Consider the following 21,568-nt stretch of genomic DNA (forward strand, 5'->3'; position numbering starts at 1 on the left):
ATTCCAAAAGAGGTGAAGTATTTATTTATTACATATCCATTTTATAGCGTTTAAATAGACAACTAATGGGTTATTTATTATGAAAGGCAGGTATGAACTGAAATCAAAACTTAAAGGAGAATCCCTTGTCAGAAAAGGGCTGCTGAGACGATACGAAAACCGTGAACAAGTGAGGATTGCACCCAATCTCAATGTCGTCAAGATTGGGGGTCATGGCATCATTGATTATGGCGCGCCCGTAGTACTACCTCTTGTAGAGGAGATCGGCGAACTCTCGAAGAATCATCAGCTTCTCGTTGTCACGGGGGGTGGTGTGCGTGTCCGTCACATCCTTGACATCGGTCTCGACCTTGGAATGCCGACCGGTGTGCTGGCAGAGCTTGCGGGCAAGATCAGTGAACAGAATGCGATAATGATGGCGGTCCTTCTCTCAAAGTACACTGCATTGAGAATTCATGTTTCTGATCTTTTAGAGATAACCATGCTACTTGCGATGGGCATTCTACCGGTCATGCATGGAACTCCTCCCTATGGACTGTACGAATATCCTCCAGAGATCGGGATGATTCCACCTCACCGGACCGATACGGGTACGTTCCTTATAGCAGAGGTGTTAGGAGCAAAGAATTGCATACTGTTGAAGAACGTTGATGGGCTTTATACCGAAGATCCTTTTAAAAATCCCGATGCAGAATTGATAGAGGATATCACCGCACAGGAGCTCATTGAGATGGATATGGAGGACCTCGTTCTTGAGCGAAAGGTTGTTGAACTTCTCCGGGATGCGAATAATATTCATGAAGTGAAAATAGTCAATGGCCATAAAAGTGGCATGCTTACAAAGGTCCTTCTGGGGGAAAAGGTAGGCACCACCATCAGGTCTGGTTAATTCTTATAAAATTTGTAAAATTCGTCATTTATGAATCTACCAATTCAATTCTCTTCTGGAGTTCAGTGAAGAGCTCGCTTCCAAGAAGTTCTTCTGTCTGTTCTCTATATTCGGTCGCCATTTTTTTGATTAATTTGAGGGTACCTTTCAGAGTTGTCGAGATCCCCACTCTTTCAACGCGGGTAATCAAGCCATCCTTCTCCATCATGGCGAAATAGGGGAGTATATAGTAGTGCGGCACTTCGAGATATTCTGCCAGTTTTCTTGTAGTGGGGAATCTTATTGCGATTGAGCCATCGGTAAAATGGATTGTAATGCACTTGTCAACACTGAGCATGATCTTTACAGCTGCCTCAAAAATATCCGCTTGGCTAAATGGCTCCATTCATGTTCACCATTTATTGTAAAAAAAGGATGGGGTTTTACCCCCCCATCACTCTTCTTTCATGGTGCCTCGTTCCTCTTCAGGCACTGCATGGAGATATACGACCTTAGCACCGACATCCTTTGCGATCTGTTCGATCTCGGTCTTTCTGAAGTGTCTCCCCTCAATCTTCAGGTGTGTGTCATCGCCTGTGTTATGAGTTACCGCTACAACCCTGAACATTGGCTGCCTGACGCCACTTCCTACTTTCATTCTTCCTCGAACATAGATTTTGCTGGCCATTTTTTCACCTCTTAACAGTTGTTATAACAGTTGGTATATAAAAACTTACGCTTTTGATGGACAAAAAGATTTTTCTTTATAGTACGAACCAGTTATACCTCGATGGTCCGAATAAAGGATTTTGAATTTAGTTTAGTGGAATTGGCGGGGGCACTCGGAGATTTCGGTCCACTGAACCCATTTATCATAGGCTACATTGCAGTTTTAGGGTTAGATCCTTCCGGGATTCTCATTGCGATGGGTGTGACAAATCTAATTGTCGGTCTAATTTACAAATTACCGTTACCCGTAGAACCTCAGAAGGCAGTCGGTGTAGTGGCTTTAAACGAACACTGGAGCCCTTCCTTGGTATACGGAACAGGCATAGGGATGGGTCTAATTTGGTTATTTTTAGCCTTCTCAAAATCGATCGGGAAAATTGCAAAAGTGATCCCTCTCTGTGTCATCGTGGGTGTGCAGTTTGGCCTCGCTTTAACCTTGCTGAAGGAATCACTTGAACTTATTTGGACCAATATTTTTCTAGCTGCTATGGCACTCATTCTCGTTATGTTACTGATTAAAAATAAAAAACTCCCTGCAGGACTTGCTATTTTTTTATTAGGTCTGGCTGTTGTCTTTATCTCCACCCCAGATATCACGTTGGAATTTGGATTATATCTACCCAAAATTTATGTGCCTTCTCTTTACGATATGGGGAGAGGTCTTCTGACCGTGGGTATAGCACAGGTGGTTTTAACCCTGTCAAATGCGGTCTTAGCTACCAGCCTCGCGGTCAATAACAAATTCCCGGGTAACAGGATTGGAGAGGAGAATTTAGCCAAGAATATAGGATGGATGAACACGATATTCCCCTTTTTTGGGGGCATCCCAATGTGTCATGGCGCAGGTGGATTCGCCGCCCAATACTTTTTTGGTGCTCGAACAGGTGGGGCTATGCTGATGGAAGGCATCTTAGAAATTATTTTAGCCTTTTTCCTGGCAGAATCAGTTTCAACGATCTTTGGTGCCTTCCCCTTATCAATAATCGGCGTGATGCTCTTTTTCGCCGCGCTGGAACTGGGGAAATTTATGCGGACGCTTGGTAAGACATATGACATGATCATAGCCGTAACGGTTGGTGTAATTTCCCTCTTAACAAACCTTGGAATCGGCTTTTTTGCCGGGTTGGCGCTCTGCGTGGTAAGTACAAAATATCTCAAAAAGAGTTTTTAAAATCCCGTATGCGATTGCGCCTTAAGGCATTAATTATTACTGATTTTTTACCACATGCACCGAGGTTGCCTTAAAGCTTGCATAGACCTGGTCATCTACCGCGAGTTTGAGCTCTTCTGCTGCCTGTTTTGTAATCAGTGCTACGAGCGTATTCTCGAGTTTTACCCGAACCAACGGTCCAACTGGTGTGATCTTCAAAATCGTCGAAGGCAACACATTCCGCAGACTGCTTTTTCCGAGCTCCTTTGAGAGAATGATACTTTCCGCTCTGAGGCAGAACAGAACAGCTTCTCCGGCAGGGAAGGGAGATACGCAGGTTACTTTAAATCCCCCGATATCGACAACCGTTACCCCGCCCTCATTCGACTCCACGACGCTCGGTACGATGTTCTCCACACCGACGAATCTCGCAATCTCTCCATTTTTAGGCGAATAAAATATCTCATGTGGCTGCCCAACTTGACTAATCTCCCCTTTCATCATCACCGCGATTCGATCTGCGAGGCGTTGACCCTGCAGTCTGTCGTGCGTAGATATAATGATCGTGGTCTTATATTCTCGATTGATATGTGCGATCAATTCTTCTATCTTTTCCGTGGCGATGGGGTCGAGATTCGCAGTTGGCTCATCCAGCAACAACACTTCAGGCTCTGTTACGATTGCCCTTGCCAGTGCCACTCGCTGGGCCTCGCCCCCTGACAGCGTCGGCGCAATCCTCTTTGCGTAGTCCAATAGTCCAACTGTATCCAAGGCGTGTTTAACCTTTTTATCGATGCTATATCGCCCAATGCCTCGGAACTTCAACCCATACGTGACGTTGTCATATACACTAGTTTTGAAGAGGGCAGGTTTTTGGAACAGCATCGACATCTTTCTGCGTATTTCTCTTCTTCTTTTTGAAGATGCATTGGCGCCGTTAAAAAATATCTCCCCTGATGTAGGCATATCCAGAAGGTCAATAAGACGTAAAAGCGTCGTCTTACCAGAACCGGTGGGTCCAATGATGGTAAATATCTCGCCTTTTTCTATCGTTAGGTTAATATCCTTTAAAATTTCTTTTTCACCGTATCTCTTGGATAACCGCTTTACTTCTATCATGATCGATCTACCTCTGTTGAACCCGGTTCAGAATTATATTTATAACGAACGCTAAGGACATGAGAATAATGCCAAGGGCCAGTGAGAACTCGATATTACCCATCGAGGTTTCGAGTGCGATCGCGGTCGTCAGCACCCTTGTGTAGCCCCTTATATTTCCACCAATCATCATTGCAGCACCCACCTCGGATATTGCACGGCTATATCCTGTGATAACGGCAGCTAAAATTGCATAACGTGCCTCTTTTATGGTTGCTCGGATGGCCTGAAATTCTGTTGCGCCCAGAGAAACGATCGTATCTCTGATCGTTTTGTCAACTCCACTCAGGGCGGAGATGGTTAATCCAGTCATGATGGGGGCTATTAATATGACCTGTCCGATAACCATACCTGTAGGTGTAAAGAAGAATCCAAGAAATCCAAGAGGGCCTGCTCGTGAAAGTAATAAGAAGACCAGAAGCCCAATGACTACTGTTGGAAGTGCAAAAAGCGTTTGGATGATATTTATTAACCATCGCTTTCCCCGAAATTCATGAAAATGGATAAAACTCCCGGTTGGGATGAATATTAGAGATGTTATGATCATAGAAGCTATTGAAATACGTAACGTTAGGAGCGTTATATCCATAACCTCTGGATCAAGTGTGACAATGAGTTCGATTGCTTTTATTAAGCCGTTTATAATCTCGTTCATGTCAAAACCTCAATGAAAAATTGTAATCTTTGATTATTGCACCCTCGGATATACTATATATTCTGTTATAAACCCTATGCACATTAAGGCTGCACTGCAAAACAAAAGGCAGATTTTTAAGGTTCCACTATTTTTTTGGAAAAAAATTAGAAATGGGGGAAGAAACACCTCCCCCTTGGTTCTGCTTTTTTCTTATGGGTTATTTTTCCTTCCCGATATCAGATATGCTACCGCTAGGAGTCCAACGATTGCGAAGGCTGCTTCAAATCCGGGTATACTTGGTGCAGGCGTTGGAGCTGGTGCTGGGGTTAGTATTGGTCTGACTGTTGGCATTGGTGTGGGTTTCGGTGTAGGTGCTGGAGTTGGCGCTGGCGTTGGAGCAGGAGTGGGTGCTGGTGTTGGTTTGGGTGTAGGTGTAGGCGTTGGAGCAGGAGTTGGTGCTGGCGTTGGTGCAGGCGTTGTTACAGGATACGTTGCTGGCATCGCACACTCCTCCCATGTTGGGCAGCCGAATAATTCTTTACACGCCCCACCCGAAAGCGGATAGAAGAGCGGGCTTCCATACGTATCAACACCGTACTCGGCAATGATCTTCTGAGCCTCTTCAGATATCAAGAAGTTAACGAAATTGTTAGCCATGGTGATGTTGGTATAGGGGTGGGTTTCTGGATTTATTGCGATCACACCATAGACGTTGAGTAGGATATCCCCCTTATCAACAATCGGCACGAGATCTATATCACCCTTAAATGCGAGGAATGTGCCAATATCTGACAGTGTGTACGCAGACTTTTCATTTGCCATGATCAGCGTGGGTCCCATGCCACTTCCAGCTTCAACATACCAATTTCCGGATTTTCTGATCTCTTCATAGTCAAAACCAGCATTTGCCCACACAGCCTTCTCCTTGGCGTGTGTGCCAGAGTTATCGCCTCGTGAAACGAACTGGATTTGTGGGTTGGCTTTCCCCTTTTCCATTATCGTTTTGAACGCATCCTCAGGCTTCATCCCCTTGACTCCTGCCGGATCGCTTTCAGGACCCACGATGACGAAATAGTTGTAGGCGAAGCATCTTCGGTTTATCCCGTGTCCTTCTGCCACGAACTGATCTTCTCTTGCTCTGTCATGTATGGTTAATACATCCACATCTCCCCGTTGTCCGAATTCTAGTGCCTTTCCGGTTCCAGCATAAACCATGCGTAGGTCTGCATTGTATTTCTCGTCAAAGACAGGCTTCAATGCATCGAGCAGCCCGGTATCGTAGAGACTCGTAGTCGTTGCCAGCATCAAAGTTTGCTTTGGTCCAGTGGATATTGGTACAGGCATTGGCGTTGGTGCTGCAGATACCTCAGCTAAATAGGGTTTCAGATCCTCTGGTATACTCCCATTCCCAACAGCAGGCACAATGGCAGGTTGTCCCATATCTGAAAAGATCTTCTGTCCAGGCTTGCTGATGATAAATTTCACGAATTCCAGACCAAGATCTGCGTTATCTGCATTCTTCGGCACGGTGATGCCGTATACCACCGGCGATCCTATATTTATATTCCCATCCGATGTTTGCAATTTGACCTTTTTGTAACCATCGGCATGATCCACACTGCTTAGATCTATCTGCACAGGCAAATCGACGAAGGAGAGACCGTGCTGCACGGCTACGCTCCGGTACTCAAATGCATAGTCAAGCCCCCCCTCCTCCACAAAGGCCACGAGCTCTACCGATTTAGGTCGTATGTCCACCTTACTGGTGTCTGGTTTCATGTCTTCCGGCGTCTTTATAAGGTATGTTCCATCCGCCTCCTCACTGATCGTAATTGCAGTTTTGTTAAGGATTAAATCATCGAATATCTGGCCATCACCGTAGTGCAACTCCGCTAGTTGAAAGACCATTACTGTACGATACCCGCAAGGGTCGAGGTTCGGATTCGAGAAGCCGAATACCACTCCATCTCGACGCAGGATCTCGTACCAGTTTTCTGGAGTTATTTCTTTTGCATAACTGCTCTTTTCAGGATTGTACGCAAGCACAAGGTCATTAGTCGCGAATCTAACGTCCCAATCGGCAAAATCTGGGTACATCATGCTTGGTATGAGTGAGTAATCTGCGGATGCGAGCACTTCTGCTATCTTCCCAACCTCAGTTATCTGTCTTATGGCCTCAACACTGCCATGTGACTGGCGTTGCACATCCACTCCTGGGTGCAATGCTTCAAATTGTATAGCCGCCTCTTCCAAAGGCACTGCTAAGCTCCCTGCATGGAAGACCCTTATTATTTGGGTTCCCTGTGCTCTTGCTGGTATGCAAGGCACTACCAATGTACCCAGAAGTAGTGCGATAACCACCCCTAATATCCTTAATTTTCTTTTTTCCATTTTCATCCCTTCGATATGAAAGTTTTTACTACTCTTATTAACGTTTTATCACTCGATATAAAACAGTTTCGGTTTGGGTGGCGGTTGGAGAAGTACGCTTTAAATTCTAGCTGATGATTGCAACTTCGGCATATAAAAGCCATCGGAATTACGATAAAGGTCCCAAGACATTTTAGAGCGTAGGATTTGTAGAGCGCCCCACAGAAAAAAGAAATGGAGGAACAATAGCGGCATTAGGAGCGCTCTGAATTAACCTACTTTCTACAAATTTTATAATCTTTAAACGTACTTCATTTCTAACATCGATATGTTATAATTAACATAATGGTATAAAAAGCTATCGGTCTAAAAAAGTTTTGATTTATTTATATTATATCCATCACCTTCTCAGGATTATCTTGAACTCTCTCGCGCCCTCTGTGCCCTTCAAAGACGAAATCATGCCATTGATTATATTCGCAATCATATCTCTGGTAAAACCACCTAAAGGAATGCTTTTTCCATCTGCCTCTAAGAAGACCGGTAGCTGTGAAAATGAGCGGCAATCCTCCAATACTCTCTCTTGGGCATATATGAGCTCTGCCATTTTCCTGCAATCAAAGCCACATTTCTTGCAATCAATACCTGGTAACTGCCTTAGGATTCTTTCTATATCCAGCTCTCGTTTGATGTATTGCAGGATTTCTTCCAGATTATCCTCATATCTAAAAATGGTGTTGGGCCTCTCCTCGATTTGTCCCAAAGCAATTTTTGGTATGCTCTCGTTTTTATAACCCTCGACCAAAATCAAATCTGGTTTTGAAATCGTCTGGATCATTTGGAGGATTAAGTTGAGTTGCATCCCCTCGTTTATCATAAACACAGTCTCACCGGGAGAACTAGCTACCACAGTGTTTACGCCCGCATTTCTGTATCTCCACGTATCCTTTTTTTCAGTGTCAATCGAAAAACCCTCATGCGGGATGTGCTTTATCGTAGCAATATCATATCCATCCGCAACCAGTATCTTTAAAAGCTTTTCTATGAAGGTGGTTTTTCCTGATTTTGAATAGCCATAAACGCCAAGTATCATTCGATCACCTTACCTTACATCAACAATATGACTTCGACCTCATCACCAGCCTCGATGAGATCCACATCAGCTGGTATGTCCACGTAGCCATCTGCATCTGCCATGCTCGTTATAGCTCCGGATTCCTTGAATACTGGGTGGGCAACTTGTCCCTCCAACCTCACCGTTAGGAACTGGCTCCTTCCAAGCGAGGAGACCACACGCCTCGATATTCTCGCTTTGACGATTGTAAACCTCTTTGGGGGTAATCTCGCAATTTTTCTAACGGCTGGAAGCAAGAAGCGGTATCCATTACTCAAACAAGATGTGGGATATCCGGGTATCCCGAAAACGAGCTTTTTGTCAACGATACCACATAAAGTGGGTTTACCTGGTTTTATCTGGACGCCATGGAACAAAATAGTGCCAACCTCTTCAATCACATTGTGGAGAATATCCCTTTCACCTACGGAGCTACCCCCTGAGAAGGAAATCAAATCGTATTCCAATGAGTTTTTCACCGCAGCTCGAATGCTCTCGTTTGTATCTGGAACTATCTCAAACTTAATAGGTGCTCCACCGTTCTCTTCTACGATGGATGAGAGAGTGTATGAATTTATGTCATAGACTTGACCCTCTTTTAGCTCGCTACCAAGGTCTGCGATCTCATCGCCGGTTGGGATAATCGCCACCCTTGGCTTTTCATAAACATTTATTTTTTGAATTCCAAGTGCTGCCAAAGCACCGATCTTGCTCGGATTTAGCACTTCCCCCGGCTTTAGTACGATGCTACCCGCCGCTATGTCCTCACCCATGGGAGAAACGTTCTCTTTGGGGTATACGGGCTTAAACATCTTCACCTCCGCTCCAATTTGATCAGTGCTCTCAACCATCATTACCGCATCTGACCCCGAGGGCATTTTGCATCCTGTTGAAATTTGAATGCACTCCCCTCTGTGCACGATTTTATCGCTAACCTCTCCTGCATATATCTCATCAATTTTTCTCAAAATCTTAGGCTCAAAGTTATTGGCACCATATGTGTCCTCTGCCCTGAGAGCATATCCGTCCATGGCAGCTCTATCGAATGGGGGGACATCTATTTCTGCTATTACGTCCCCAGACAAAACCCTGCCAAGAGATTTTTTGATGGAGATTGACTCAGTCCGATCAATTGGCTTCAAGGCCTTTTCCATGATTTTCAATGCCTTTTCCAGCGGAATCAGCGATTTAAATGGCTTCATTTGTTCGTCTCCCACACCATATGTCCGAGTTCCGGCAGGATCAACTTTTTCATGCCCAGCTCGACGGCATCTACGGATCCGGGCATGCATATTACGATTTTATTTTTTATCGTTCCGGCTATAGCGCGGCTCATCATTGCTGCGCTTCCCATGTGCTCATAACTTAGGAACCGGAATATATCCCCAAAGCCGTCCAATTTTTTATCAAGCAGTTCCGATATGGCCTCTATGGTGACATCTTTTTTCGAGATGCCTGTGCCCCCATTGGTGATTATGACCTGTACGTCGGAATCGATTAGATCTTGCACTGCTTTTTGAATTGCCTTTAGGTCATCTTTCATGACTTGGTACGCTACTATCTCATGACCGCTCTTTACCAGCAACTCTTTGATCAGCTTGCCTGAATCGTCGCTCTCCTCAGTTCTGGAATCGCTGAAAGTCAGAACTGCACATCTCACACTCCTCACATGACTTTTATGCTCCTCATGCGATCGCATCAGATATCCTCCTTCTCCAGGATCGATCTTTTGATCGTATCTACCACCTCTTTCAAAACAGGGAAGGTGTTCTCGCGGATATCGCCTGCCACCACGACCAACAGGACATCATCCCCGACGCCAAGCACTCCTTCATTTATGTGAACCTTGAGATCAACTATGCCTGGCTTTTTCTTCATCTCATCTATAATTTTTTCCAGTGCTTTTCTGTCTGCTTTGACCCTTAACTTTGAGACCTCCTCTCCACCTCTTGAGAAGCCACGAACAATTCCATTGTGACATAGAATCATCCCTGCTCTGTCTATTTTTGGGTTGGATTTTACCTCTTCTATCAAATCGTGAATGGTCCTCATACTCTACTCTCACCTCCAGAATGGCTCTCGTAGTAAAATCGCTTTTTTGAACGTTTTTATCAATTCCTCATCTGATGCGTTTTTTCGAATGAGCCCTATTAAATCAACTAGGTTATTGCTTCTGAGAAGGCAAGGCTTCAGTTTTCCGTCAGCCGTAACCCTCATTCTGGTACAATTACTACAAAAAGTGGTGTTATGCATGGGCTTGACGACCTCTACCTCACTAATATTGCCATCGATTTCGATAAAATATTTGCGGCGATGATGCATCTCCCTTTCCTCTACTCGGACAGACCTTTCCTCTAACTCGGCCACGATTGGACCAATGTCATAGTGATATTTGTCATAGAATTCTTTGTTGAACATCTCAAGCTCGATTAGTTGCAATATCACCCTTTTTTCACTAGCAAAGCGAATCATCTCCTCGATCTCATCCTCGTTGATCCCCTTCATGATGACCATGTTTAATTTGATTGGTGTTAAATCATTGGCGATTGCAGCGTTTAGTCCGTCAACTACTTTGGATAGGCAGTCTGTGCCGGTGATAATCTTATACTTCTCAGCATCCAGCGTGTCAAAGCTGATGTTGACTCTGCGCAGACCAGCACTCTTTAGATCTGCTGCGTATTTTTCTAACAGGATGCCATTGGTGGTCATCGATATATTCTTCATATGATTGGATGCACGCTGAACTATCTCGCAGATATCCCTCCTAACCAATGGTTCGCCGCCCGTTATCTTCAGTTGTTTGATCCCAATTTTCTTTCCGATGAAGACGATCCTCTCGATCTCAGATGGTGTCATCTCCTTTTTTGAAGGATTCTGTCCCTCTTTATGGCAGTAAAAGCAATCTAGGTTGCACCTTTGCGTAACTGATATGCGAATACCTTTGGTCTCTCTCCCAAATCTATCCTGCATGGTGATATGCAATGGTATGTATAATGGTTAAACTTTTCTGTTAGGCAAGCTTCAATGTTACACCCCTCGGGCTCTTTTTGTTATCGTATGCGGTGTCATTGCTAACCTAACGGCCGGAGATCGCAGATATGGCTTTGATCTTTATTTAATTTATTTATACTATGCTGTACTGGCGTTGTAGTTGAAGCATGCAGCATGGCAAGTGAAGAACCAAGCTGGATTTTGAAAAGGAGATGCACTCCAGAAAGAGCTCGAACTTTTTGGAATGCGTAACCCGAGTGTCATAAAAAACGAAAGAATATTTTTATCTGAAGACTTCTCGCGTATCTAGCTAAATGACTTAGTGTTAATTAGGATGAGCCCATCTTGTCGCTGAATCTTAAGGTGAGACCCCCCCTGTAAATTAAGTATTGAGGGGCAGGTCTGGAAATAATATCTATCGTCTTTATTGGAACAATCGATATACCGGAGAGGAAATAATATCGACGGACCCGCTTTATAGTAGTATTTACCATCCTTTTCCTCTGGTCCGTAAACTCTCCCGATTTCATCAATAAACACAAGATTGGTGTACTCATATTTCAGATACTCCCCCAAATGCCCTGATCCTACATCCACTGTCAACCTACCGATGGTTGTGCTTAGCCAAACTCTAAACATGAGGGAGTAACCGATAAAATCGCCATTTTCGCTGATCACAGGACCAGCGGCTGATATGCGATAGGAGTAATTTTCACCTAATGTGGGAGGAAGCCAAAACTCTACCATCTCGGACTGATTTTGAGCTCTGTTTATAGCCTGAACGAATTCTAGCATAAGGGCAGGAGCATCCCTATAATACGTGTCAAAGAGCAGGGCAAGGGAGTCGATCTCAGGTCTGCCCCAGACCTCGAACTCAGTAACATTAGATATGCCGATTACGATATTGGTTTTTACGTCAAGGTCGTATTTTTCGATTAGTTGTTTTATTGAAAGCACAGCAAACAAATCAAGTATCGGAGGTGTCTCTGCTTGTTCTAAATACATCTCCTTTCCTAGGTTTTCACTGGGAACGGTGTCGAAAATACAAAGAACCTTTGGATCTGAATTAAGCAGCGACCCCTCTAAACGCCTCCAAGAGACAATGGCATTGGGCACATCTTCAAACGGCTCGATATATTGTCTGGGAGTGTATACCAACTCGCCGTCAGGTGCTTCTACGAGAAATCGTGGAAGATCCTCGAGGAAGACCACGAGAACGTCCTGGGTGCTAACGTCCTCCTCAATGCTCATGGTGGCGCTTAATAAGGATTCCATAATTTGTCTGCCGATCCTATTTCGCTCCACTGATGATTTTTCATTCTCCCACTGAAAAAGTAATTCTTTTGCCTGACTTACGTTTTCCTCTAAATCCCGTGCAGATCCTATTGTATCTTGTGCCTCAGTAATCATTTGTTCGATGACACATCTATTGTATCCGAGTGTTAGGTCTAATCGGTCGTAACCGTATCCCTCGAAGGCATAGTAGGGCGGTTCAACAAACACATCGGCCATATTTGTTAAGTTAAGCTCTCTAAGGTCCGAATATGTTATGAAACCATCCTCATCATGATCTAGCAGGCCTGAGGAAGCGACATCTACCCAACTCCCCTCAACGTATGCTTGTGCCCAGGCATGATTGATTTGCTTGGACCAAACCAACCTTGCAGGTATCCCCACTGATCTGCAAAGTGTAACAATTAACTTGGACTTCTCAACACACCCACCCTCTTCATTTTCGAGTGTATTCTTGAGCGTCGGACGTTGTGTTGGAGCGTATTTTATGGCATTTTTTTGCCACTCCTGAATTGCTTTCACGGCCTGAGTGTCGTTACTGGACATGGTCGTGATTCCCTTTGCTAAGGGGATTATATCACTTTCCAAGTATTCAACATCCACGTGGTGAGCGAAATCACTTCGCTGACCATCTTCGATGCCTAGCCATAAAATAGCATAGAGTAGGGGCTCTCCTGAGAGGTTGCTCATTCTGGGGTTTGATTTGTAGATGTCTAATACCATCCTGATGTAATCCCTGTCCTCTACGAATGCCGAGGGTTTAAAAATCCTCTTCAATGCCCAATCCAGCTCTGGCAAATTTTTCAGTTCAAGGGTGAGTTCATCCTCCTCTATTGTTGGCGTTGTCGTTTCAGTTGACGTCAGAGTCGGAATGGGTGTTGTGGCGGGACCTGAATCTAATTTTACGCATCCTAAAGAAGATACAACTAATAAGTTCAATACTAAAGTAATAGCGATCGTTTCCTTTATCAACCCCCTTCGAATACTAGACACCTATGTTGCTCCTCTATTTTTTATCGCTATCGCACTTGCTTTTCAACAAAAGACCCAACTTATGGTTTGATTTAGTCTATTGCCCCATTTCATCGCATCGATATGAATTCATTTCTTATCTTTCTTTATCCTTCCTTTGTGGAAGTTTTGATGTTAAACACTCAGATGCTAATGTTAAGTTAAATGTTTAAATTTCAATCGTCATATCATAAATATTTTGTCCAAAAAAATAACGATAGGTCTCACAGCTTTCTGTTGCCTAAGCTTGTAGCGATTGCTTGGCTTAGTTTCGAAATTTTTGTTTCATTTCTTATTATTTTTTTGTTTGAGTTGGGAATCTAAGTGATTATATATGAGATTAGATTTTTGAAGCAAAATTGACTGAAAAGATAAATCCTGCGGAAAGAAATTCTTGCTACTTTGATTGTAATTTTAATGGTAATCCCTGTTATTGGCTTTATTGGGACTGAGGTGAGAAAATTTCCATCCCGATCACTCTGGTGACATGACCTCATCGATTATGTACCTGTAAAAATACCCTTATCAACACCAACTTCCCGACATGTGACCTTTAAAAATGAGGTTGGAAAAATAATCTATGGGGTCTTTTGACATTTATGTTATGTAATTTAACATAGGGCAGGAGTGGTTAAGGCAACCACCATTATCCACCTCAACACGTGTATCAATCAACAGCACAGAAACACACTTTGGGATATCATAGTGATAAATGCGATATGCCCGCAGGGTTAAAAAATTTCTTAAGTTTTCTAGACCATGCTAACCCTGCTACTGAAGTGAAGTAGGGTATCTCCAGTATTGGTTAACATGGTATTGCTTTCATTAGTAACTTTAAGTTGATTTGTTTAGCTTGTATAGCCATACTTTTTCAAAATATCTGGCTCAGTTACTCTCTCAGCATGTCCACATGTACTACAGACCCACATCAGTACACCAGACTGGTCTTGAAGTCTCATGAAGCCGCTACATACTGGACAGTTTTTCTCTTCTGTACCCACATCAAAAAATTTTTTAGTTGCCTGCTTTGATGTTGGTGTTGATTTGGGCGTTGGTGTTGGTGTCGGAGTTGGTGTGAACTCTGGAGTTGACACACATCCAGAAAAACCCATAGTTGCTATGGCCCCTGCAAATGCGATAGACTTGAGAAACTTGCGTCTCCCCATCTTCATGGATCTTATTTTATGCAAACATATAATATAAAGTTTTTCGTGCCTTTTTCCAGTGCTACCTCTATATACACCATTCTAGCTGTGAAAACGAGAATAAAAAAGAATCTATGTGAATATAAATGAGTGTTTAAAAAATATACAAGATAACTAGATGATTTCATGAACACTACTAACAGAGAACCTTTTTGGATATTGGTTTAGTTTAGTTAGGAACAATTTAATTGATACTTTTAAATGCTAACCATTACATTATTATCAGCCATCAAGCTGGCTATAATCGCTTGTCCCAGGGATACCCCCCCATCTCCGGTTGGTATCTTGTCTTGTCTGATGAACGTGAAGTCACTCGCTTCCACGATTTCTTTCACTCTTGTGGTTATGTGTTCGTTATATGCAACACCTCCACTGAGGCCGATCGTCCCAATGCCTCCTTTTTCAGCAGCATTTATGGCAAGTTCTGCCAGGCCGGTTGCAATGGCATCCTCTGCAGAAAATGCCAGATCTGACCTGGAATGGACATCTAAGTTTTCATAAATATCCAATACGATTTGGGTCGTATCGAGCACCACTCTATTTTCAGACCCCAGTCGTTCTGTCTTGAATCTCAAGGGTATTTCCACGCTCTTACCCTTTCTGGCCATGCTTTCCAATTTCATTGCAGGCTCTCCCTCATAGCTCCTATGGTGTGTTATGCCCAGAAGCGAGGATATCGCATCCAGCACTCGGCCAGTGCTTGTTGTGGGTATTACATTGACATTCCGCCTTAGTTGCTCGATGACGATTCCCCCCTCTTCGTAATGTTTAAATCGCAGTTTAATCTTCGCCAATTCATCATCGCTCAAGACTTTGCTCAGGATTCCAAGAACCATGCGTGAGGGATAATATGCAGCAGCGTCTCCGCCCGGCATTGGTTGGGTTTCCAGGCTCGCACATCGCCTGAAATCATCATAACCGACTTCCAGGATTTCTCCCCCCCAGATAGTTCCGTCTGTTCCATAACCAGCTCCATCAGCAGCGATTCCTATGATCTTTACATCTCTAGGAAGCATAGCATCAGCCATGAGTGAGACCAGATGTGCATGATGATGTTGCACCTTCATCGTTTTTTCTGCATTTTCCAAGGCATAGTGAGTTGTATTAAAGCTGGGGTGAAGGTCGCAGCCCCATATAAGGGGGTTTATTCCGGTCAATTGTTTTAGATGGTCCACGACTTCATTGTGGTATCGCAGCGTCTCTATCTTTTTTGTATCTCCGATATACTGGGATACATATGCTTGATCCCCCCTCAAGACGGTCACTGTGTTATTTATTTCAGGGCCGACACCCAGCGTATCTGTCTCAAAGGTAAAAGGCATGGTGATCGGCTCTGGAACATACCCCCTCGATCTCCTGATGAAACTCGTTTTATCTCCTATCACCCTAACAACGGAGTCATCGGCTCGGTTTGCTATCCTTCTGTTGTGAAGCAGGTAGTAATCTGCGATCCCATCCAATTTCTCAAAAGCCTCTGCATTGCTCGTTATCATCGGCCTCCTTGGCAGGTTTGCACTGGTCATCACACATGTCGGCTCCTCGAGAGCTCTGAATAGCAGATGATGCAGGCCTGCATAGGGTAAAAAAACGGCGATGTTGTGTAGCCCAGGGGCGACATATTGGGAAAGATGGTACACCCCGCTCTTTTCTAAAACCACTATCGGCTTTCTGTAGCTGGTCAGAAGCTCTTCTTCGATGGGCTTCATCAAAGTGAAGTTCCTTGCAGTTTCCACATCTCTGGTCATGACCGCAAAAGGCTGCTCAAGCCTCCCAAGATTTTTCCTTAGGCGTAGTAATGGCTCGTCATCAGTGGCTTTTGCAGCTATGTGCACTCCACCGATTCCTTTGATTGCAACTATACTTCCATCATCCAGAAGTTTTGCAGTTTTGAGGATGGCTTCGTTACTATGGTTTTCTAGGACCAGCTCTCTTTTATCATCATATAACATCATCCTCGGACCGCAATCACTGCAACATATCGATTGTGCATGATGCCTTCTATCCCTGGGCGAGGTATACTCTTCATTGCATCTTTTACAAAGAGGAAAATCGACCATCGTCGTATTTTGCCTGTCATAGGGCAAACAAGAGACGGTGGTATACCTGGGACCGCAGTCCATGCAAACGGTGAAGGGGTAATGATATCTGCGGTCGCTCGGATTGAACATCTCGCTGAGGCAATCATCGCAAATGTCGACATCCGGGGGGATTATTGAAGATTTGATGCTGCTGCTTTTTTTGCTCTTTTTTATCGTGAAATCCTCAAAACCCTTCTCAGGTGCATTTTCAATGACCATCTTGTCGATTTTTGAAAGGGGAGGACTCTCTGTCTTCAGGTCGTGAAGGAATTCGTCCATCTTTTCATCGTCACCTTCGATCCAGATCTCAACGCCATTTCCGAAATTAAGTACGTACCCTCTCAATCCATGTTCATGGGCAATTCTATACACAAAAGGGCGAAATCCTACACCTTGAACGATCCCATAAACGTGAATTTTTTTGCTCATATTTGTCAATAGTATTGTTTATTAACTAACTAAATAAAATAAACACTTATTCAATTAATTAATTGAGGTCATGCAATGTGCCTTGCAGTTCCGGGAAAAATTGTGAAGATCGATGAGGCCCAAAAGGTCGCAATAGTTGATTTTGGGGGCCTTAAACAGGAAGTGAGGTTGGACCTTGTTGACGTAAATGAGAGCCATATAGGCCATTACGCATTAGTGCATGTCGGCTATGTCATCCAGATCATGTCACCTGAACAGGGTGAGGAGACCCTCGGATTATTTCGTGAGTACGCCGATGCGGTGGAAAAGGATATCCTAGCTGAGCAACTTGCACTTAGGAAAAAAGGTCTTGGTTAGGGTAATATAAGAATGCACGAGTACAGCGTAGCGATGGAAATATGTGAGGTTGTCTTGGAAACAGCTAGGAATAATGCTGCTAAAAAAGTAACTTCGATAGATATAGATTTGGGCGAGCTAACTCATATAAATCCAGACCAGCTGACCTTTTGCCTTGAAATTCTGGCCAAGGGGGGCCTGATGGAGGGTGCCAAGCTGAATATCGTGAGCACCCCCTCAAAGATAAAATGTGATTGTGGTTATGAAGGTGTTTTGTCTACTGATAGACCTCCCATGATATCTGATTTGGCATTTAATCTGGCCTGTCCGGAATGTGGAAATCCCGTTCCAAATATCATTTCGGGCAAAGGGATAAACGTTAGAAACATCAAAATTGAACTGGATGATTGATTATGTGTGAGATCGAAGTTGAAGTGGGGCATGATGTTTTAGAGGCAAACGAAGAACTCGCCTTGCGAAATCGTCATTTATTAAATGGTTTTGGCATCATTGCTTTTAACATCATGGGCGCTATAGGTTCTGGAAAAACGACCTTGATAGAATTGGCGATCGAGAGGCTTGGCTGCAGGTATCGCATAGGCGTGATTGCAGGGGACATAGTGGCAGACATTGATGCAAACCGTTTTAAGCGGTATGGTGTGCCGGTCATCGCTATGAATACAGGAAAAGAGTGCCATCTGGACGCTCTTTTGGTTAAAAATGCTTTGGATCAGTTGCCCTTGGAGGATTTGGACATTTTGTTAATAGAGAACGTTGGCAACCTGATCTGTCCTGCGGACTATTCGCTCGGAGAGTCTAAAAGGGTCGTTATCGTCAGCGTCAGCGAAGGCGACGACATAGTGGAAAAACATCCGATGATATTCAGGACTTGCGACTTAGCTATCGTGAACAAGGTGGACATCTCTGAGGCTGTAGGAGCTGATGCAGATAAGATGGTCTCTGATGCCCTCAGGTTAAATCCGTCCATCAAGGTCCTGAAAACGAGCAAGAAGGTCGGAGAAAGCATCGACGGTTGGATCGAGTTCATTGAGGAGAGCGTAGATGCATACGGGTGAAGCAGACCTCTCTGAAAAAACCATCACCCTTGCGCATGGTGCTGGCGGGGTCCTCATGCAGGAGTTGATATCCCAAGTCCTCAAGAACATATCGCCCCACAGTGTTGGCAGCGTTGGCTTATCTGATCTTGATGATGGTGCAACCGTTTTCATAGGTGATAGGGAGGTTGTGCTCACCACAGACAGTCACGTTATCAAGCCATTATTCTTTCCTGGCGGCGATATTGGTAAAATTGCAGTTTGTGGAACCATAAACGATCTGGCAGTCATGGGTGCCCGTCCCATTGCTTTAACCAGTAGCATTATCGTAGAGGAGGGTTTCTCCATTGCAAAACTGGAACGGATCGTCCGGTCCATGAATGAAATTGCCAATGAGGCAGATGTAGCGATCATCACCGGCGACACCAAGGTCATGGAAAAGGGTGCACTGGACAATTTGGTACTCAACACCTCTGGTATCGGGGTTGCCAATGAAGTAATACGTGACTCCGGTCTAAATGTTGGCGATAAGGTTATCGTCACGGGAACGATCGGTGACCATGGCATATCGCTCTTAGCGTTCAGAGAAGGATTCTCCTTTGAGACTGAGTTGGAGTCCGATGCAGCGCCCTTGTGGGGCACGATCAAGGCAGCATTGGATGTTGGAGGAGTCACTGCGATGAAAGATCCCACAAGGGGTGGGTTAGCTTCTGCTTTAAATGAGATGGCAAAGAAAAGCTGCGTTGGGATATTAATTAGGGAGGATCAGATTCCCTTTAGAGATGCAGTTCGGGCAGCATCAGAGATGCTTGGCATTGATCCTTTAGAGGTGGCGAATGAAGGCAAAGCCATAATCGGTGTGAAGCCCGATAATGCCGATCTCGTTCTAGAAGCCATCCAAAAGACAAAATATGGTCGAGAAGCGAGAATAATAGGGGAAGTCACCGAAGAGCACAAGAAAAAGGTAGTATTGGAAACAGGACTTGGTGGAAAGAGATACGTTGAAACGCCTCTGGGGGAACCAATTCCAAGGGTCTGCTAGGTGGTACTTCTGAGAACCGTTGTCTTATGCTGTGGGAATCCCTTGATGGGTGATGATGGGGTTGGTTTTTACATCTTAGAGAAGCTTAGGAGTAAGGACCTGCCTGTGGAGCTGATAGATGCTGGTACTGGCGGTCTTGGCATTCTCAGTTTTCTGGAACATGTCGACAGGGTAATCATCATCGATGCCCTGAGTTCAGGAGGGGAGATTGGTAAGATACATAGGTTCACCTACAAAGACCTTCCAGATCCTGCTTCGATGCACTTCTCATTGCATGAGCTTGGCTTAGTTGACGTGCTAAAGATCGGAGAAAAAGTCATGTCGATGCCAGATGACATCCTCATCATAGGGGTTGAAATTGAGAGATCAAACCAAATCACCGTTGGGCTGACACCGAAAGTGAATGAAGCAGTGCCAAAAGTGGTGGAAATGGTATTGGACGAGCTATCTATCGAATAACCTCGGAAGAATGCTCTCTCTTACCTCCTCCGGAGAGGAATCCTTTAGCATCCTCACAGTCAGCTCTTCAATCATGATCTCAATGGCCATATTCAATGCCCTATCATCGACCAAGAGTATGCGGTGGCTGGGAGTTTCTGTGGCCTTGGCAGTGAAATAAAACGGCAATGTCAATGTAGATGCGAGTTGGAGGCATTTATAGATGGATCGAGGCGATGCCTGTATGAGCTTGTCCTCCCCCATATATTCCTCTGCGAAGATTCTGATCGCCGACGTGATGGTGCTTATTTGCCCCTCTGAGAACTGGACCTTTGAGGGCTTATAATCCTTGATTATGCCGGTATTGATCGAGTAGATCAGGGTTGCATGGTCCCTTATCTGGTCAGGGCTGATCTCCATTTCCCTGTGCTTGCCCAGTGTATGCTTTTCGATGGACTCGATGATGTCTAAAAACCTTTGCTTCGTCATCTTATGGAGCCTACAGAAGCACCTATCTTCGATGGCGTTAAAGTTGGGATCTGAAACGGTGAGTCTGTACCCTTTTTTCTTTATCTTGACGTTATAGTTCGCATTGAAGAAGGAGGTAAAAACATAAGGTCCGATGGTTTCGTGAGCGGACTCATACTTCAGGGGTTTTTGCTCCATCGCTAACTTCAGCCTCTCTACCATTCCTTTCTCATGAAAGAACCAGTCGTTGAACTCCGGAACGAGGAATACCATCTTTTCCCCCTCGTAGTACTGCCCCATGTGAATGAACATGTAGGGAGTTATGCCACCACAGTATCTGTATCTTCCGGGAATACCATGGGGTTCCAGTCCAATCCTCTCGTTCCCCATAACGAAATCGATGCTTGAATATGTCTTCCCGGTTCCAACATCACCGAAGTATGCCAGATGAAAGCCGGTAGTGGTCAACTTCTCGCCATTAGGCTTCAGCACCTCTACGTCTGCAATCCCGAAAAGCTGAGCCCAGGACAATAAAACATCTACGGATGCCAGACCTCCATATTCTTCAAAGTACTCACAGAGAGAATTAAGTTGCATGGACTTGGCGAAGTTCTTGACCTCTTCTTCCCTGGAGATCAAGCCTTTTAAATAGTTCATTAGGGAGTCTTCCATGTCTCTTGCAGTTTCTTTTTCTGTTAAGTCTTTTGCCTCTTCACTGCTTCTCCCTTTCCTTATCTGCTCCAGCACGCTTTCAGCATTTGGCACGATGTATTTTATGAAATAATGCTTGCTGTTCTCAACCGGTAAGACGGTGACCTTGTACGAATTCACCCTCTCCTCAATGGATGTCAAGAACCAGTAATCGTGCGAATGCAGGAGGCTGGCAATTGATTTTTTTATCAATTCTTCATCAGAATAGGTTTTGTTTGTTTCTATTATGATTTCATCCTGGGATATCTTTTCAACGTCCATTATGATGTTCCACCCTATGGACATCCTAGCTCCTCTAACCAAGCGCCCCCACCAGTTACGCCCAAAATAAGACTCTCCCTGGTCATCCCAATAACTTCGCTTCGCCAGATCCTCTACCGTAAAAACCCCTATGCTACCAAGCTCTTTTTCTTTTTTTGGTCCTATACCGGGTATTTTAACAAGTTCCAAGAATAAGCCCCTAAATCCAAATTTTTGAGTTCATG

21 protein-coding genes are annotated in these 21,568 nt (G+C 44.4%); 7 read left to right on the top strand and 14 right to left on the bottom strand.

Features of this window, described 5'->3' with window-relative positions:
- The first annotated feature begins 79 nt into the window (after positions 1 to 79).
- Positions 80 to 889 (top strand): uridylate kinase, encoded by an 810-nt coding sequence (locus PHI74_03990; protein ID MDD5485172.1) that lies wholly within the window; start codon positions 80 to 82, stop codon positions 887 to 889.
- Between the two features lie 28 nt (positions 890 to 917).
- Here the strand turns inward: PHI74_03990 and PHI74_03995 are convergent, their stop codons facing one another.
- Together PHI74_03995 and PHI74_04000 are read right to left on the bottom strand one after the other, a co-directional pair.
- Entirely contained in the window at positions 918 to 1,274 is a 357-nt protein-coding gene (locus PHI74_03995) for a hypothetical protein (protein MDD5485173.1), read from the bottom strand.
- A 48-nt stretch (positions 1,275 to 1,322) separates the two neighbouring features.
- Positions 1,323 to 1,556 (bottom strand): hypothetical protein, encoded by a 234-nt coding sequence (locus PHI74_04000; protein ID MDD5485174.1) that lies wholly within the window; start codon positions 1,554 to 1,556, stop codon positions 1,323 to 1,325.
- 102 nt (positions 1,557 to 1,658) lie between these two features.
- Here PHI74_04000 and PHI74_04005 point away from each other — a divergent pair, with 102 nt between their 5' ends.
- Positions 1,659 to 2,768 carry a putative sulfate/molybdate transporter gene (locus tag PHI74_04005; GenBank protein ID MDD5485175.1) on the top strand — a complete coding sequence of 370 codons (1,110 nt, stop codon included), beginning with the start codon at positions 1,659 to 1,661 and terminating at the stop codon, positions 2,766 to 2,768.
- 36 nt (positions 2,769 to 2,804) lie between these two features.
- Here the strand turns inward: PHI74_04005 and PHI74_04010 are convergent, their stop codons facing one another.
- From PHI74_04010 to hypF, 11 genes are all read right to left on the bottom strand, one after another.
- Positions 2,805 to 3,866: an ABC transporter ATP-binding protein gene (locus tag PHI74_04010; GenBank protein MDD5485176.1), complete on the bottom strand. Its 1,062-nt coding sequence runs from the start codon at positions 3,864 to 3,866 to the stop codon at positions 2,805 to 2,807.
- A gap of 7 nt (positions 3,867 to 3,873) precedes the next feature.
- Positions 3,874 to 4,560, bottom strand: a complete 687-nt coding sequence (locus tag PHI74_04015) for an ABC transporter permease (GenBank protein MDD5485177.1) — start codon at positions 4,558 to 4,560, stop codon at positions 3,874 to 3,876.
- A gap of 192 nt (positions 4,561 to 4,752) precedes the next feature.
- Complete coding sequence (gene wtpA / locus PHI74_04020; protein ID MDD5485178.1) at positions 4,753 to 6,939, bottom strand: tungstate ABC transporter substrate-binding protein WtpA; 2,187 nt, start codon at positions 6,937 to 6,939, stop codon at positions 4,753 to 4,755.
- Positions 6,940 to 7,312: 373 nt separating this feature from the next.
- Entirely contained in the window at positions 7,313 to 8,005 is a 693-nt protein-coding gene (mobB, locus tag PHI74_04025; GenBank protein MDD5485179.1) for a molybdopterin-guanine dinucleotide biosynthesis protein B, read from the bottom strand.
- 14 nt (positions 8,006 to 8,019) lie between these two features.
- The gene (locus PHI74_04030; GenBank protein ID MDD5485180.1) at positions 8,020 to 9,228 is read right to left on the bottom strand and encodes a molybdopterin-binding protein; all 1,209 of its coding nucleotides are present in this window, start codon (positions 9,226 to 9,228) and stop codon (positions 8,020 to 8,022) included.
- Complete coding sequence (locus PHI74_04035; protein MDD5485181.1) at positions 9,225 to 9,725, bottom strand: molybdenum cofactor biosynthesis protein MoaB; 501 nt, start codon at positions 9,723 to 9,725, stop codon at positions 9,225 to 9,227. The genes PHI74_04030 and PHI74_04035 overlap by 4 nt, the downstream gene beginning before the upstream one ends.
- Positions 9,725 to 10,078 carry a molybdenum cofactor biosynthesis protein MoaE gene (locus tag PHI74_04040; GenBank protein MDD5485182.1) on the bottom strand — a complete coding sequence of 118 codons (354 nt, stop codon included), beginning with the start codon at positions 10,076 to 10,078 and terminating at the stop codon, positions 9,725 to 9,727. The genes PHI74_04035 and PHI74_04040 overlap by 1 nt, the downstream gene beginning before the upstream one ends.
- A 9-nt stretch (positions 10,079 to 10,087) precedes the next feature.
- On the bottom strand, positions 10,088 to 10,996 hold the full coding sequence (gene moaA, locus PHI74_04045; protein ID MDD5485183.1) for a GTP 3',8-cyclase MoaA: 909 nt from the start codon (positions 10,994 to 10,996) through the stop codon (positions 10,088 to 10,090).
- Between the two features lie 327 nt (positions 10,997 to 11,323).
- Positions 11,324 to 13,303: a transglutaminase-like domain-containing protein gene (locus tag PHI74_04050; protein MDD5485184.1), complete on the bottom strand. Its 1,980-nt coding sequence runs from the start codon at positions 13,301 to 13,303 to the stop codon at positions 11,324 to 11,326.
- An 866-nt stretch (positions 13,304 to 14,169) separates the two neighbouring features.
- Positions 14,170 to 14,493, bottom strand: a complete 324-nt coding sequence (locus tag PHI74_04055; protein ID MDD5485185.1) for a hypothetical protein — start codon at positions 14,491 to 14,493, stop codon at positions 14,170 to 14,172.
- A gap of 230 nt (positions 14,494 to 14,723) precedes the next feature.
- Positions 14,724 to 17,033, bottom strand: coding sequence for a carbamoyltransferase HypF (hypF, locus tag PHI74_04060; protein MDD5485186.1), 2,310 nt, complete (start codon positions 17,031 to 17,033; stop codon positions 14,724 to 14,726).
- A 75-nt stretch (positions 17,034 to 17,108) separates the two neighbouring features.
- Here hypF and hypC point away from each other — a divergent pair, with 75 nt between their 5' ends.
- The 5 genes from hypC to PHI74_04085 are packed head-to-tail and all read left to right on the top strand — an operon-like array spanning position 17,109 to position 19,925.
- Positions 17,109 to 17,390 (top strand): HypC/HybG/HupF family hydrogenase formation chaperone, encoded by a 282-nt coding sequence (gene hypC / locus PHI74_04065; GenBank protein ID MDD5485187.1) that lies wholly within the window; start codon positions 17,109 to 17,111, stop codon positions 17,388 to 17,390.
- Between the two features lie 12 nt (positions 17,391 to 17,402).
- Complete coding sequence (gene hypA / locus PHI74_04070; protein MDD5485188.1) at positions 17,403 to 17,780, top strand: hydrogenase maturation nickel metallochaperone HypA; 378 nt, start codon at positions 17,403 to 17,405, stop codon at positions 17,778 to 17,780.
- A 2-nt stretch (positions 17,781 to 17,782) separates the two neighbouring features.
- Positions 17,783 to 18,445, top strand: a complete 663-nt coding sequence (gene hypB / locus PHI74_04075) for a hydrogenase nickel incorporation protein HypB (GenBank protein ID MDD5485189.1) — start codon at positions 17,783 to 17,785, stop codon at positions 18,443 to 18,445.
- Entirely contained in the window at positions 18,432 to 19,466 is a 1,035-nt protein-coding gene (gene hypE / locus PHI74_04080) for a hydrogenase expression/formation protein HypE (protein MDD5485190.1), read from the top strand. The genes hypB and hypE overlap by 14 nt, the downstream gene beginning before the upstream one ends.
- Positions 19,467 to 19,925 carry a hydrogenase maturation protease gene (locus PHI74_04085; GenBank protein MDD5485191.1) on the top strand — a complete coding sequence of 153 codons (459 nt, stop codon included), beginning with the start codon at positions 19,467 to 19,469 and terminating at the stop codon, positions 19,923 to 19,925.
- On the opposite strand, the gene PHI74_04090 is transcribed toward PHI74_04085, so the two are convergent.
- Complete coding sequence (locus PHI74_04090; GenBank protein ID MDD5485192.1) at positions 19,911 to 21,533, bottom strand: hypothetical protein; 1,623 nt, start codon at positions 21,531 to 21,533, stop codon at positions 19,911 to 19,913. The two genes, PHI74_04085 and PHI74_04090, sit on opposite strands and share 15 nt — an antisense overlap.
- Positions 21,534 to 21,568 lie beyond the last annotated feature (35 nt).

This window comes from Methanocellales archaeon (genome assembly GCA_028715985.1).
Lineage (GTDB): Archaea > Halobacteriota > UBA148 > UBA148 > UBA148 > UBA148.

Bases quoted from the DNA above. Each gene is read 5' to 3' on its own strand.
- PHI74_03990 (MDD5485172.1), top strand. From the start codon at position 80: ATGAAAGGCAGGTATGAACTGAAATCAAAACTTAAAGGAGAATCCCTT.
- PHI74_03995 (MDD5485173.1), bottom strand. From the start codon at position 1,274: ATGGAGCCATTTAGCCAAGCGGATATTTTTGAGGCAGCTGTAAAGATC.
- PHI74_04000 (MDD5485174.1), bottom strand. From the start codon at position 1,556: ATGGCCAGCAAAATCTATGTTCGAGGAAGAATGAAAGTAGGAAGTGGC.
- PHI74_04005 (MDD5485175.1), top strand. From the start codon at position 1,659: ATGGTCCGAATAAAGGATTTTGAATTTAGTTTAGTGGAATTGGCGGGG.
- PHI74_04010 (MDD5485176.1), bottom strand. From the start codon at position 3,866: ATGATAGAAGTAAAGCGGTTATCCAAGAGATACGGTGAAAAAGAAATT.
- PHI74_04015 (MDD5485177.1), bottom strand. From the start codon at position 4,560: ATGAACGAGATTATAAACGGCTTAATAAAAGCAATCGAACTCATTGTC.
- wtpA (MDD5485178.1), bottom strand. From the start codon at position 6,939: ATGAAAATGGAAAAAAGAAAATTAAGGATATTAGGGGTGGTTATCGCA.
- mobB (MDD5485179.1), bottom strand. From the start codon at position 8,005: ATGATACTTGGCGTTTATGGCTATTCAAAATCAGGAAAAACCACCTTC.
- PHI74_04030 (MDD5485180.1), bottom strand. From the start codon at position 9,228: ATGAAGCCATTTAAATCGCTGATTCCGCTGGAAAAGGCATTGAAAATC.
- PHI74_04035 (MDD5485181.1), bottom strand. From the start codon at position 9,725: ATGCGATCGCATGAGGAGCATAAAAGTCATGTGAGGAGTGTGAGATGT.
- PHI74_04040 (MDD5485182.1), bottom strand. From the start codon at position 10,078: ATGAGGACCATTCACGATTTGATAGAAGAGGTAAAATCCAACCCAAAA.
- moaA (MDD5485183.1), bottom strand. From the start codon at position 10,996: ATGCAGGATAGATTTGGGAGAGAGACCAAAGGTATTCGCATATCAGTT.
- PHI74_04055 (MDD5485185.1), bottom strand. From the start codon at position 14,493: ATGAAGATGGGGAGACGCAAGTTTCTCAAGTCTATCGCATTTGCAGGG.
- hypF (MDD5485186.1), bottom strand. From the start codon at position 17,033: ATGAGCAAAAAAATTCACGTTTATGGGATCGTTCAAGGTGTAGGATTT.
- hypC (MDD5485187.1), top strand. From the start codon at position 17,109: ATGTGCCTTGCAGTTCCGGGAAAAATTGTGAAGATCGATGAGGCCCAA.
- hypA (MDD5485188.1), top strand. From the start codon at position 17,403: ATGCACGAGTACAGCGTAGCGATGGAAATATGTGAGGTTGTCTTGGAA.
- hypB (MDD5485189.1), top strand. From the start codon at position 17,783: ATGTGTGAGATCGAAGTTGAAGTGGGGCATGATGTTTTAGAGGCAAAC.
- hypE (MDD5485190.1), top strand. From the start codon at position 18,432: ATGCATACGGGTGAAGCAGACCTCTCTGAAAAAACCATCACCCTTGCG.